This window comes from Streptomyces sp. CB02923, from assembly GCF_001905005.1.
Taxonomy (GTDB): domain Bacteria; phylum Actinomycetota; class Actinomycetes; order Streptomycetales; family Streptomycetaceae; genus Streptomyces.
On record NZ_LWKZ01000023.1, the window covers coordinates 805134 to 817545 of the forward strand.

At 72.7% G+C, this 12412-nt stretch carries 12 protein-coding genes; 1 reads left to right on the top strand and 11 read right to left on the bottom strand.

All coding sequences use genetic code 11. The features are described from left to right. Window positions 1–53 precede the first annotated feature (53 nt). Window positions 54–785 (top strand): phosphatase PAP2 family protein, encoded by a 732-nt coding sequence (locus tag A6A06_RS21665; protein ID WP_073762917.1) that lies wholly within the window; start codon window positions 54–56, stop codon window positions 783–785. 47 nt (window positions 786–832) lie between these two features. Here the strand turns inward: A6A06_RS21665 and A6A06_RS21670 are convergent, their stop codons facing one another. Genes A6A06_RS21670 through A6A06_RS21720 form a run of 11 tightly spaced genes read right to left on the bottom strand, consistent with a single transcriptional unit; the run spans window position 833 to window position 12411 of the window. Beyond that, window positions 833–2158, bottom strand: coding sequence for a glutamate-1-semialdehyde 2,1-aminomutase (locus A6A06_RS21670; RefSeq protein WP_073762918.1), 1326 nt, complete (start codon window positions 2156–2158; stop codon window positions 833–835). A 7-nt stretch (window positions 2159–2165) separates the two neighbouring features. After that, window positions 2166–2717 (bottom strand): dTDP-4-dehydrorhamnose 3,5-epimerase, encoded by a 552-nt coding sequence (rfbC, locus tag A6A06_RS21675; RefSeq protein WP_073762919.1) that lies wholly within the window; start codon window positions 2715–2717, stop codon window positions 2166–2168. After that, window positions 2714–3937, bottom strand: coding sequence for a polysaccharide pyruvyl transferase family protein (locus A6A06_RS21680; RefSeq protein WP_242440865.1), 1224 nt, complete (start codon window positions 3935–3937; stop codon window positions 2714–2716). The genes rfbC and A6A06_RS21680 overlap by 4 nt, the downstream gene beginning before the upstream one ends. Continuing rightward, window positions 3934–4899: a glycosyltransferase family 2 protein gene (locus A6A06_RS21685; protein ID WP_199931096.1), complete on the bottom strand. Its 966-nt coding sequence runs from the start codon at window positions 4897–4899 to the stop codon at window positions 3934–3936. The genes A6A06_RS21680 and A6A06_RS21685 overlap by 4 nt, the downstream gene beginning before the upstream one ends. A gap of 5 nt (window positions 4900–4904) precedes the next feature. Beyond that, a complete protein-coding gene (locus A6A06_RS21690) occupies window positions 4905–6197 on the bottom strand; it encodes a hypothetical protein (RefSeq protein WP_073762921.1) in 1293 nt (430 codons plus the stop codon). Next, window positions 6194–7468: a DUF4910 domain-containing protein gene (locus tag A6A06_RS21695; protein WP_199931048.1), complete on the bottom strand. Its 1275-nt coding sequence runs from the start codon at window positions 7466–7468 to the stop codon at window positions 6194–6196. Before A6A06_RS21695 ends, A6A06_RS21690 begins: the two co-directional genes overlap by 4 nt. Further along, window positions 7465–8490: an NAD-dependent epimerase/dehydratase family protein gene (locus A6A06_RS21700; RefSeq protein ID WP_073762923.1), complete on the bottom strand. Its 1026-nt coding sequence runs from the start codon at window positions 8488–8490 to the stop codon at window positions 7465–7467. Before A6A06_RS21700 ends, A6A06_RS21695 begins: the two co-directional genes overlap by 4 nt. Before the next feature lie 3 nt (window positions 8491–8493). Next, window positions 8494–9141, bottom strand: coding sequence for a PIG-L deacetylase family protein (locus A6A06_RS21705; protein ID WP_073762924.1), 648 nt, complete (start codon window positions 9139–9141; stop codon window positions 8494–8496). Further along, window positions 9138–9965, bottom strand: coding sequence for a glucose-1-phosphate cytidylyltransferase (locus tag A6A06_RS21710; protein WP_073762925.1), 828 nt, complete (start codon window positions 9963–9965; stop codon window positions 9138–9140). Before A6A06_RS21710 ends, A6A06_RS21705 begins: the two co-directional genes overlap by 4 nt. Then, window positions 9962–11206: a class I SAM-dependent methyltransferase gene (locus tag A6A06_RS21715; protein WP_073762926.1), complete on the bottom strand. Its 1245-nt coding sequence runs from the start codon at window positions 11204–11206 to the stop codon at window positions 9962–9964. The genes A6A06_RS21710 and A6A06_RS21715 overlap by 4 nt, the downstream gene beginning before the upstream one ends. Then, window positions 11203–12411, bottom strand: coding sequence for a glycosyltransferase (locus A6A06_RS21720; RefSeq protein WP_073762927.1), 1209 nt, complete (start codon window positions 12409–12411; stop codon window positions 11203–11205). The genes A6A06_RS21715 and A6A06_RS21720 overlap by 4 nt, the downstream gene beginning before the upstream one ends. Window position 12412: the final 1 nt, after the last annotated feature.

Below are 12412 nucleotides of genomic sequence, written 5' to 3' on the forward strand. Positions count from 1 at the left end.
GTGGGGCGGGTGGTGCCCGGACTTGACGTGGGCCGACCGGACGCGGTGGGCGGGTGACCGGGCAGCCGGTGCCTGCGGTGCTGCCTCCGTGGCTGCGCGCGTGGCTCGGGCTGACGGCGGTCCTCGCCACGCTGACGGTTGTCGTGCTCGGGGTCCTCTACGCAGGCCACAGCGAACCCGGCACGGTGGACAGGTGGATCATCCAGCCGACGGCGGACAGTGTGCGGCCGCCCTTGCGGTACGTCGCTCTGGCCACGGATTTCCTGGGGGAGCCCGCCGGAGCGGCGACGCTGGTCGTGGCCGCCGTGACGGGCTGCCTGCTGCTGCGACGTCCACGCGCGGCGGTGCTCGTCGTCGTCGGCGTGGGCATGACCGTGGGGGCGGCGACGCTGCTCAAGTCCGTGGTGGGGCGCACCATCCACGGCGGGAATCTGTCCTACCCGAGCGGGCACGCCGCCTTCCTCACCGCGCTGGCCCTCGTGGTGGCGCTGCTCGTGACCGGCCGGTTCGGTCTCGGCAGGAGGGCCGGCGCGGTGCTCGTGCTCGCCGCGGCGCTGGTTGCCGGAGCCGTCATGGGATGGGCGCAGGTCGCTCTGGGCGCGCACTACCCGACCGACGTCCTCGGCGGCTGGTGCACCGCGCTGGCGGTGTTACCGGTGACCGCGTGGCTGGTCGACCGGACGGCCGACCGGCTGGGCGAGCGGACGGGCGACAGGACGGGCGAGCGGGCGGACGACAGGACGGGCGATCGGATGGGTGACGCCGGTCGGCAAGAGCGTCGCTGACGTCACCTCAAGTCCTCGAACGCAACCTCCAGCTATCTCACCCGACGTCACGCCAAGCGGCGGAATACGGGCTTCACCGGTCGCCCGGCCAGCCAGGGCGTGGGGTCCGCGGCGTCCAGTGCCTTCCGGTACACCGCACACGCCCGCGCCACCACGTCGACCGTACGGTCGATGTCGGCGTCGTCGAGCGCGCTGCTCACCACGAACGACGGGGCCAGCACCCCGCCCGCGAGGAGTTGCCGCAGGAACAGGGTGCGGTACTGCTGCGACGGCTGCCGGTTCTCGTCGAGGGTGGCGAAGACCAGGTTGCTGGCCCGGCCCCGGACGACGACGTGGTCGCCGACGCCCATACCGGCCGCGGCCTCCCGGACACCGGCGGCCAGCCGTTCGCCGAGGGCGTGCAGCCGCGCGGTGACACCCTCCTCGACGTAGGTGGCGAGTACGGCCATCGCGGCTGCCAGGGAGTGCGTTTCCGCACCGTGCGTGGTGGACAGCAGGAACACCCGGTCGCGGGAGTGGCGCAGCCCGCCCCGCTCCATGAGGTCGCGGCGTCCGGCCAGCGCGGAGACGGCGAATCCGTTGCCCAGCGCCTTGCCGAACGTGGAGAGGTCGGGGACGACGCCGTACAGGCCCTGGGCGCCCGCCTCGGACCAGCGCAGGCCGGTGATCATCTCGTCGAAGACCAGTACGCAGCCGTGCCGGTCGGCCAGTTCGCGCAGCCCGGCGAGGTAGCCGGGCGGGGGCTCGGTGTGGGTGGCGGGTTCGAGGATCAGGCAGGCGACCTCGTCCCGGTACCGGGTGAGCAGCTCTTCCGCGGCGGCCAGGTCTCCGTAGGGAAACACCACGGTGAGGTCGGTGGTCGCCGTCGGAATGCCGGCGGACATCGGTGTGGTGCCGATGAACCAGTCGTCGACGGAGAAGAACGGATGGTCGGCGCAGAGGGCCACCCGCGGGCGCCCGGTGACGGCGCGGGCGAGGCGTACCGCGGCGGTGGTGGCGTCGGAGCCGTTCTTCGCGAACTTCACCATCTCGGCGGTCGGCACGGTGGCCAGGAAACGTTCCGCGGCCTCGACCTCGACGATGGACGGCCGGACGAAGTTGCTGCCGCGGCCGAGTTCCCGCCGCACCGCCTCCAGTACCCGGGGATGGGCGTGGCCGAGGCTGACCGACCGCAGGCCGGAGCCGTACTCGATGTAACGGTTGCCGTCGATGTCCCATACGTGGGCGCCGTGGCCGTGGCTGATGACCGGCGCCAGGTCCTCGGGGTACTGGTCGTCGCCCTTGGCGTAGGTGTGCGCGCCCCCGGGGACCAGGGCGTGCAGCCGCTCGTTCGCCAGCCGCGACCGGGGCAGGAGGAACTCTTCGCTGTCCACGCCGACCTCAGCTCTCGTGGGGGTGCAGGGCCTCGGCGAGGCTGGGCGCCTCGCGGTCCCGCCGTGACATCAAGGTGACCGGAAGCGGCCAGGGAATGGCGAGTTCCGGGTCGTCGAAGGCGATCGTCACGTCCTCGGCCGGATCGTGCGGGCGGTCGATCCGGTACGCGGTGTCGGCGGTCCCGGTCAGCGCCTGGAAGCCGTGCGCGCACCCGGCCGGGATGTAGAGCGTCACCTGCGTGTCGCCGGACAGCTCGAAGGAGGCCACGTTGCGGTAGGTCGGCGAGTCCGTCCGCAGATCCACGACGACGTCGAAGATCCTCCCGTACGAGCACCGCACCAGCTTGGCCTCGCCGGCGCCGGAGCGCAGATGCAGGCCGCGCAGCACGCCCCGGGCCGAGCGGGACATGCTGTCCTGGACGAACGCGTCCGGGTCCAGGCCCACCGAGCGGATCACGTCGGCGTCGAAGGTGCGGCAGAAGAAGCCGCGCTCGTCGGCGTACGGCGTCGGCTCGAACAGGTACGCGCCGTCGATCGCCGGGACTTCGGTCGCTTTCATGCAGTCTCCTGCCGCGCGTGGGTGTGCGGGTGGTCCGCGGTCGGGAACAGGGCCGCGGTCAAGACGGTGAACTGGTGCTCAAGGCGCCGTGCGGCGGCCGCGTTCCGCTCGGTGAGGGTCTGCCGCAGCTCCGCCGACCGCTGCTCCAGCTCCCGGAACCGGGCGAGCAGCCGGTCGGCGTCGACATCGCGGGCCGGGTGGCAGTACGCGGCCAGCCCCATCTGCGCCATGAGCGCGTCGCTCTTCGCCGCATAGCTGAGTGCGAGCGTCGGCGTGCCGGTCTTCAGCGCGCACACCAGGTTGTGGTAGCGGGTCGCCACCACGGTGTCGGCAGCCGCCGTCTCCTGCATCAGGTCGGCCAGCGAGGCCGCCTCGGCGGCGGTGACCAGCGGTGAGTCCACCGCGTCGAGGATCGCGGCGACCACCGGCGCGTCGCACTCGTCGCCGGTGAGCAGCCGGACCGGCCGTCCCTCCTCAACCAGCGTACGGACGAAGCGGGTTGTCCCTTCGAGGTAGCGCCGGTGGATCTCGTCGGCACGGGCGCGGTCGTCGTCGCCGCCGTGGAAGGCCATGACGCCGACACAGACCGTCCCGGGCGGGTCCGGGGGCGGGGCCGTCCGCGGCGTCGGCAGGGCGAAGGCGAGGTCCGGGTAGACCTCGTCGCGCGCGGTGTCCACGCCCATCGCCCGCATCGCGTCGCGGGACAGGACGTCCCGGTACGAGCGGTACGTGGCCAGCCGCGCCGACCGGCGCACCAGGGCCCGGGTCGCCCGGTTGCCGATCGGGGCGGCGCCGACGCCGACCAGCGCGACCCGGGTGCCGGACAGCCGGCCGGACGCGCAGAGCAGGAACAGTGCGTACGGAAAGCCCCACGGCCGCAGCGGCAGCGTGGCCTCCAGGACGCCCATGCCCGGCACGATCACCACGTCGTGGCGGCGCACCCAGGCGGCGGTGCGGAAGGCGTCGACCAGTTTGCCCAGGCCCTTCGCCGCGACCGCGCCCGCACGTGACGCGGTCCGGTACTCCCCGCGGTACCAGTGCAGCCGCGTGGCGGGGATGCCGTAACGGGCCGTGACGACCTCCGGTCCGCCGCACAGCGCGTCCACGGCCGCGTCCGGGTGCTCGGCGCGGAGGTAGCCGAGTACGGCTTCCAGCGACCCGTCGTTGCCGAGGTTGCCGGAGCCGAGCAGGCCGAACACCCCCACCCGCACCCGCGTCACACCCGCCCCCCTTCACGGCCTGCACGGCCTTCACGACCGGCGACGAGGGCGTCGACGGAGACGGTGAGCCCGGCCGGGTCGGCCGGGGCGCGGTCCTCGACCCGCTCTCCGGCGCCCGGCCGGACCCGGCTGGTCATCCACGCGGCCAGGTGCCGGTAGCACGCGCGCCGGTCGGCCCGGGACAACGGCGCCCGCCGGATCGCCGAGACGAAGCCCCAGACGTACTCGGCGAGCAGCCGGGGCGTCGGGTGCAGCGGGCCTGCCCGGCGCGGGTCCAGGTTGACGCACCGGGAGCGCTTGCCCGGGTTCGCCCGCTCGGCGCGGGCGGGGTGGTCGCGGCGGAAGTACAGCAACTCCGGCACCTGGTGGAAGGGCCCGTGCAGGGTGATCTCGGCGACGAACGTGCGGTCCGCGTGGTGGTAGCTGTCGTGCGGCTTGACCCGGCGCAGCACGTCGGCCCGCATCACCCCGTAGAAGTCGTCGCCCCCCGGTTCGAACAGCAGGCTGCGGAAGCGCTCGGGCGCGTGCGGTGAGTCGGTGGCGAGCCCGTACTCGTACGGGACCTTCACCCGGCCGTCGCCGTCGATGACCGCCTGCCCGCTGTGCGCGAGGATCACGTCCGGCCGCTCGTCCAGCGCCTCCACGCAGCGCTTCAGCAGGTCCCGGGCGTACAGGTCGTCGTGCGAGGCCCACTTGAACAGCTCGCCGCGGCACTCGGTGAACACGTGGTTGTGGTTCGGCGCGGCGCCGATGTTCCGGGGCAGCCGGAGGTAGCGGATGCGCGGGTCCTGCGCGGCGTACCGGCGGCAGATGTCCTGGGTCCCGTCGGTCGAGGCGTTGTCGGAGATCACCAGCTCGAAGTCCTCGTAGGTCTGGCCGAGCAGGGCGTCGAGCGACTCGGCGAGGTACTCCTCGCCGTTGTACACGGGCAGGCCGATGCTCAGCCGGGGGGTGCTCCGCAACGCGGTCATGGCGTCCTCACTTCGGGGAGGGGGTTCCGGTGGCGCTCGCGCAGGGCGGACCGCAGTTGCAGCCACCACACGGCCGAGCTGCAGACGGTGGCGGCGGCGACGCCCCAGGCCGAGCCGACCGTGCCGCCCGCGACCGCCCCGCCGAGCCCGCCGCCGACGTAGCAGGCGGAGGCGAAGAGTTGACACCGCAGGCTGCGCCGGGCGGCGGCGAGCGCGCGTAGTCCGGCCGCCGCGCCACTGCCGAGTCCGGCGCCCGCGACGCCGAGCGCGGCCGGCACGATGAGCCCGGAGGCGGAGCTCCAGACGTCGCCGAGCACGAGCTCGCCGAGCCGGTCGGGCACCAGCAGCAGCGCCGCGCCCCAGAGCACCGCACCGGCGGCGAGACCGGCGCCCAGTAGCAAGCAGAATCTGGCGAGGCGGTGCGGGGCCTGCCGCAGCACCCGTGCCGCCTCCGGGACGGTCACCAGCGAAAGACCCATCAGTACGGCGAGGAAGGGGCCGAGCAGGAGTTCGGCGCCCCGGACCACACCCACCGCGCCGACTCCGACGATCAAGCCGAGGCCGTACGCCCGCAGTTGGGCCGCACCGCTGACGCCGACGTTCTCGACCAGGTACCGGTAGCCGAGGTCGCGCTGCTCGCGAAGCCACGCGCGCGCCTCGGTCAGCCGGGGCCTGAGGCCGGACTGGAGGCAGCCGTACCCCGCGGCCACCGCGGCGGCCGCGCCCCAGGCGAGCACGAAGGCGGCCACGCCGGCCCCGCTGCTTATGCGTGCCGCCACCACCATGGCCGGGACGAGCGCGACGGTCGCCAGGACGTCGTTGGTGAACGCCTTGCGCCCGGTGCCCGCGGCGAAGAACGAGAACCGCCAGGCATCCTGCAACAGCAGCCCCGGCAGGACGACGCCGAGGGCGGCGAACGCGGGCCCCACCTGGCCGCCGAGCGCGCCCCCGACCACCAGACACGCCGCGCCGACGGCGCCGCCGACACCCAGCGCGGTACCCGTCGACCGGGCCGCCGCCGCGCGCCAGGCCCCGGTCGGCACACCGCTGAAGCGCACCACGAGCGGGTCGGTGGCAAGGCCGCGGGAGATGTTGAGCACCACGCCGTAGGTCACCCAGGCCAGGCTGAACACGCCGAACGCGGTCAGCCCCAGCGACCGTGCCACGTAGATTCCCACCGCGAAGTTGTTCAGGCTGCAGACCGCCTGGTCGGCAAGGCCCCAGGACAGCCGGCCCGCCATGGCCCGCTTGGCGGTCCGCTTCTCCCTCCCGGTGGCCATCGGCGTCATGCCTTGATCAGCCCGGCGCCGAGCAGGGCGTCGGCCGCGACGGCGACGGTGTCGAACGGCAGCCCGGACCGCTCGGCCACGTCCAGCAGGCTGTGCTCGCCGTCGGAGAGGCTGAGCACCCAGAGCATGGCCAGCTGGGCCTGCTTCGCGTCGCTGCGCCCGCCGAGCGAGTCGTACAACCCGCGCCGGCCCAGCTGGGGTTCGCCGTAGGGGCTGAGGTTGACGTACCGGCGGTTGCGGTCGAGGACGGCGAACGCCTCGCGGCAGACGGCGAGCGTGTCCGCCATCGCCTCCGGGGAGACGAAGTCCGGGTTGTCCGCCGAGGTGTGGTATTCGGGGTATCCGGCGTACGGGGTCCGGCTGAGCGAGCCCACGCCGAGGTCGAAGCCGGGGGAGCAGTACTGCCGCTCGTCGTAGCCGTACGGGGTGAACTCGGTGATGCGGTGGGGGCGTTCGGAGGTGGCGAGGACGTGCCGCAGCACCCGGTCGATCTCCGCGTCGCCACGCCTGCTCTGCTTGTACGTCAGCTGGCCCGCGTCCCCGGCGCAGGCCAGGACGAGGCCGTGCTTAAGACGCTCGATCCGCTCCGCGTTGCGCGCCAGCCAGGTGATCGCCCCGATGGTGCCGGGCGCGTAGATGAACCGGTAGGTGTAGTACGGCGTCTCCTGGGCCAGCGTCCGGGCCAGGAACGTCGCCACCGCGATGCCGGCCAGGTTGTCGTTGGCCAGCGACGGGTGGCAGACATGGCAGGAGATGATCACCTCGTCGGGGACCCGGCCGGGGACCACGTGCTCGGCGTAGGTGAGGTGGCCGTCCGCGAGCGTGGAGTCGATGCGCACCTCGTAGTCGCCGTCCGGCAGCGCGTCCAAGGTCTCCTGGGCCAGGCAGAATCCCCATTCCGGGGTGTAGTAGCTGGTGCGGTACGGCACCCAGGCCGGGTGGTCCGGCAGGGTGTGCAGGTGTGCGCGCAGCTCGGCCAGGGGCATGGTCCGCGACACCGGCACGCTGTAGCCGAGCACGTGCAGGCTGGACGCGGCGAAGTCGACGACCCGGTTGCCCGCGGTGTCGGCGACGTACGCGTCCCGGATGTTCCACTCCTGCGGCACCGTCCAGTCGAGCACCTGCGTCCCGGTCGGCACCTCGTGCACCTGGAGCGGGACGTATTCCCCGACGATCTCCAGGGTGGCACGCACCCCGTCGCCGGTGATGCTCCGGCAGAGCGGGTACAGCCGCTCCACCAGTGCGTGCATCTCCTCGCCGACCGCGGTCATCGGCGCCACCGCAGGGTGTCGTCGACGGCACCGGCGTCGGACGCCGCGCGCAGCACGGCGAGCCGGGTGAAGCGCTGCTCGAAGTCCTCCCTGGTCAGGCCGTGTTTCCGGTAGGCGTCGGCGAGTTCGAGCGCGCCCTGCTTCACCGTCCACGCGCAGTCGAAGCCGGGCACGGCGGCACGGAAGCGGGAGAAGTCCACCCGGTACGACCGCGGATCGGACCCGGTCTCCCCGGTGATCACCACCTTCGAGCCGGCCACCGCCTCGGCGACCTGCTCGGCGATCTCGGCGACCGTGACGTTGTTGATCTCGCTGCCGATGTTGAACGCCCGGTCGTGCACCGCTTCCCGCGGCGCGGTCAGCGCGGCCGTGAAGGCCCGTGCGATGTCGGCGGCGTGCACCAGCGGTCGCCAGGGAGTGCCGTCGGAGAGTACGAGGACCTCGCCGGACAGGAACGCGTGACCGACCAGGTTGTTCAGCACGATGTCGGCGCGCAGCCGGGGGGAGTGGCCGAAGGCGGTGGCGTTGCGCATGAACACCGGGCTGAAGTCGCCGTCGGACAGCGAGTGCAGGTCGTCCTCCACCCGCACCTTGGACTCCGCGTACGGCGTCACCGGGCGCAGCGGGGCGTCCTCCGTCACCAGGTCGCCACCGCCGGAGGCGCCGTACACCGAGCAGGTCGACGCGTACAGGAAACGCCGCACTCCGGCGTCGCGGGCCAGCCTGGCCAGCCGTACGGACGCATGGTGGTTGATGTCGTAGGTGAGTTCCGGCGCCAGCGAGCCCAGCGGGTCGTTGGACAGCGCGGCCAGGTGGATCACGGCGTCCACCCCGGCGACGTGTTCGGCCGTGACGTCGCGGAGGTCCACCTGATGCCCCGCCGGGTCCACGGGCGGCCGCCCCAGCACGCAGTCGGCGAACAGCCCGGCGTCGAGGCCGACGACTTCGTGCCCGGCGGCCGCGAGGACCGGGGCCATCACGGTGCCCAGGTACCCCTGGTGTCCGGTCAGCAGCACGCGCAAATTTCAGTCCCCCAGATCGAGAGTGAGTTTGGTGACGGCGAACGCCTCGGCGTAGCGCGCGTGGCATTCGATGCCGCGGATCCGCGCCAGGCCGAGGAAGGCTTCCCGGTCGTACCAGGGCCGGTGCCGTTGTGAGGGGTAGTGCTCCTGAAGCAGCCGCACCTTCCGTTCGGCGACCTCCGGAGACAGCGGCTGGTAGGCCGCCATACGGCCGAGATCGCCGTCCCACTTGACGATCTCGTAAGCGAGGACCAGGTGGTCGCGGAACGCGGTGGACACGAGTTTCGCCAGGCCGCGGTGGTCCTGGTGCGCGTCATCGGTACGCGGGGCCAGCACGAGATCCGGCTCGGTCTGCGCGCGCAGCTCCTCGACGGCGGCCTTGGCCTCGTCCCACTGCGCGGGCAGCCGCCCGTCCGTCAGCTTGAGCACGGTCAGCCGCAGGTCGGCGTCCGGGCAGAAGGCGGCGAGCGCGGCCTGCTCCTCCTGCTCGCGCTCGCTGCCACCGCCGGAGAGCACCAGCGCGTCGACGCGGACACCCGGGTGCGCCAGGCACATCGTGAGCAGCGTGCCGCCCGCGCCGATGGCGATGTCGTCGCAGTGCGCGCCCACCGCGACGAGCCGGTCCAGGCGCCCGGCCCCGAGCCGGATCACGCGCTCGCTCCGGCGCCGTTCCTGCTGCCGGTCGCGCCCGCCTCCGCGCCGTCCCGCTCCCACACGGCCCACGGGCGGTCGCCCCGGGCATAGGCGGCGTCGAGCGCGGCCCGCTCCTTCACGGTGTCGGTCGGCTTCCAGAAGCCGCGGTGCCGGTGCGCCACCAGCCGCCCGCGCTTGGCCAGTCGGGAGCATCCGTCGGCGACCAGGTCCCCGTTCTCCGGGATGTGGTCGAAGACCTCCTGGCGGAGCACGAAGTAGCCGCCGTTCTCCCACAGCGGCAGTTCGCTGACCGCGGTGATGCCCCCCACCAGGCCGTCCTCGCCCAGGTCCACGCAGTGGAACGAGGACTGCGGCGGCACCACCATCATCGACGCCCCGGCGTCACGCCGGGCGAACTCGTCGATCATCCGGGGCAGCGGGGCATCGGTGAGCACATCGGCGTAATTGGCGAGGAACATCTCGTCGCCGTCCAGATGGTGCCGCACCCGGCGCAGCCGTTCCCCGATCGGTGACTCGATGCCGGTCTGCACGAACGTGATGTTCCAGCCCGCGATGTCGGTGGACAGCAGCTCGATCCGCCCGTTGCTCAGTACGAAGTCGTTGGACGCGGTCTCCTCGTAGGTGAGGAAGAAATTCTTGATGTGGTGTGCCCCGTATCCGAGGCACAGGATGAACTCCGTGTGCCCGAAGTACGCGTAGTAGCGCATGACGTGCCAGATCAGCGGCCGCGGGCCGACCATCGCCATCGGCTTGGGTATCTCGTCGGAAGCTCCGTCGCGCATACGCAGCCCGTAACCGCCGCAGAACAGTACGACCTTCATGGCTTGACCTCGACAATGCTCAGTTCCGGGATGGGAAAGACCAGCCGGCCGCCCCAGGCGTGCACGAAGGACAGCTGCTCGACCAGCTCGGCGCGCAGGTTCCAGGGGAGGACGAGCACGTAGTCCGGCCGGTCGGCGCTGATCTGCTCGGGCGGCAGGACCGGGATGCGGGTGCCCGGGGTGAACCTGCCGTGCTTGTAGGGGTTGCGGTCGACGGTGTACGGCAGCAGGTCGGGCCGGATGCCGCAGTGGTTGAGCAGAGTGTTGCCCTTGCCCGGGGCGCCGTAGCCGACGACCGTCTCGCCGCGCTCGGCCGCCTCGACGAGGAACCTGAGGAGGTCCCGGCGCACCTTGGCCACCCGGGTGGAGAACTCGGTGTAACCCGACAGCTCCTGCAGACCGGCGGCCTTCTCCTGGCCCAGTACGTCGGTCACCCGGCGGGACGGCTCGCCCGCCACCTCGGCCGGCCGGGCCCACAGCCGGACGGAGCCGCCGTGCGTGGGCAGCAGCTCGACGTCCACGAGCGCGAGGCCGCCGCTCGCCAGCGCGCGGGCCGCGGACGCGACCGTGTAGTACTGGAAGTGCTCGTGGTAGATCGTGTCGTACTGGTTCTTCTCGATCAGGGTCAGCAGGTGCTGCACCTCGATGGAGACCCAGCCGTCGTCGGCGACCAGGGCGCGCAGCCCCCGGGTGAACCCGACGACGTCGGGGATGTGCGCGTACACGTTGTTGGCCACGACCAGGTCCGCCGGGCCGTGCTCGGCCCGGACGGCCGAGCCGGTGGCCGGGTCCAGGAATTCCGTGAGCGTGGGCACACCCGCGTCCCGCGCCGCGGCGCCGACGTTCACCGACGGCTCGATGCCGAGGCAGCGGATCCCGCGGTCCGCCACATGCCGCAGCAGGTAACCGTCGTTGCTCGCGACCTCGACCACGAAGGCTTCCTTGTCTTCGGAGTCGAGATCCAGCCGCTGGACGGCGTCGGCGACGAACGTGCGCGCATGCTCCACCCAGGAGGTCGAGTAGGAGGAGAAGTACGCGTACTGCGTGAAGGTCTCCTCCGGGGTGATCAGCGGCGGGATCTGCGCGAGCCAGCAGTCGGTGCAGACCCGCAGGTGCAGCGGGTACGTCGGCTCCGGCCGGTCCAGTTGGTCCGCGGCGAGAAAACTCTCGCACGGCGGGGTCGCCCCGAGATCGACGACGCTGGCCATCGCCGCCGAGCCGCAGAGTCGGCATCGTGTCATTTACTGCCCCCCATTGCTTCCGTCCGACCCGCGATTGCGGTGCGGTACCCCTCCACCAGGCGCTCAAGGCCGACGGCCGGGCTGAACCCCTGCTCGTAACGGCGCCGGGCCGCCTGGCCCATCTCCCGGTTGCGGTCCGGCCCGGCCGTGATCCGGCGCAGGCAGGACGCGAGCGAGGCGGGCTCGCCCGGCCGGTGCAGCAGCCCGGTCACCCCGTCCTCGACGAGTTCGACGAAGGCGCCGTGACCGGCGGCGACGGCCGGCACCCCGGCCGCCATCGCCTCCACGACCACCAGGCCGAACGCCTCCAGCCACGTCGAGGGCGCCACCACGGCGACCGACCGCGCGACGGCCTCCCGGCACCGGTCCGCGTCGTACAGGCCGACGAACCGCACGTCGTCCCGGCCCGCCGCCCAGGCGCCCACCTCCCGCTCCAGCGGCCCCGCACCGGCGACCACGAGCGGCACACCCACCCCGCCGCCCGCGGCGATCTCGTCCCACGCGGCCATGAGCAGCCGCACGCCCTTGGCCTCCGCGAGCCGGCCGAGATAGAGCAGATGCTCGCCGGTGCCCGACCGGCGGGCGCCCGGGTCGGGTACGAAGTTGTGCTTGACCGCCAGCCGCTCGGCCGGCATCCCGGCCCGCACCAGCACGTCGCGCTGCGCCGCGGAGATGCAGAAGAACCGCGTGACGCCGGACCACCACCGCCGCCGGTTGACCGACAGACTGACCGCGAGCGGCACCGTCGCCAGCCGGGAGCCCCGGTAGCAGCCGTGCCGGACGGCGGGCAGCGGCGCCGTCCCGACGCACTCGGTGCACGGCCGTCCGTCCCGCTGGAGCGTGCCGGGCGGGCAGATCTGGGTGTAGTTGTGCAGCGTGGCGACGGCGGGTACCCCGGCGTCGGCGCAGGCGGCCAGCACCGCGGGCGACAGGAGCGGGAAGACGTTGTGGATGTGCACCACGTCCGGCCGTTCGGCGCGGAGCCGGGCAGCGAGCTCCGTGCGGACCGCCGGGTTCCACGGCACCAGCAGCGGCACCGCGGCCTTGCCCAGCAGGGACCGGGCGGCGATGTCGTCGCTGCGCCGCTCGAACATCTCGACCCGGTGGCCGGCCGCGCGCAGCAGCCCCGCCTCCTGGTCGACGACCTTGTTCTCCCCGCTCGGCTGCGCCGACGCGTAGCGGTTGTGCACCACGAGAACGTGCATC

Coding starts and splice junctions, on each gene's coding strand:
- A6A06_RS21715 (WP_073762926.1), bottom strand. CDS start 11,206: ATGACACGATGCCGACTCTGCGGCTCGGCGGCGATGGCCAGCGTCGTC.
- A6A06_RS21710 (WP_073762925.1), bottom strand. CDS start 9,965: ATGAAGGTCGTACTGTTCTGCGGCGGTTACGGGCTGCGTATGCGCGAC.
- A6A06_RS21690 (WP_073762921.1), bottom strand. CDS start 6,197: ATGACGCCGATGGCCACCGGGAGGGAGAAGCGGACCGCCAAGCGGGCC.
- rfbC (WP_073762919.1), bottom strand. CDS start 2,717: ATGAAAGCGACCGAAGTCCCGGCGATCGACGGCGCGTACCTGTTCGAG.
- A6A06_RS21720 (WP_073762927.1), bottom strand. CDS start 12,411: ATGCACGTTCTCGTGGTGCACAACCGCTACGCGTCGGCGCAGCCGAGC.
- A6A06_RS21695 (WP_199931048.1), bottom strand. CDS start 7,468: ATGACCGCGGTCGGCGAGGAGATGCACGCACTGGTGGAGCGGCTGTAC.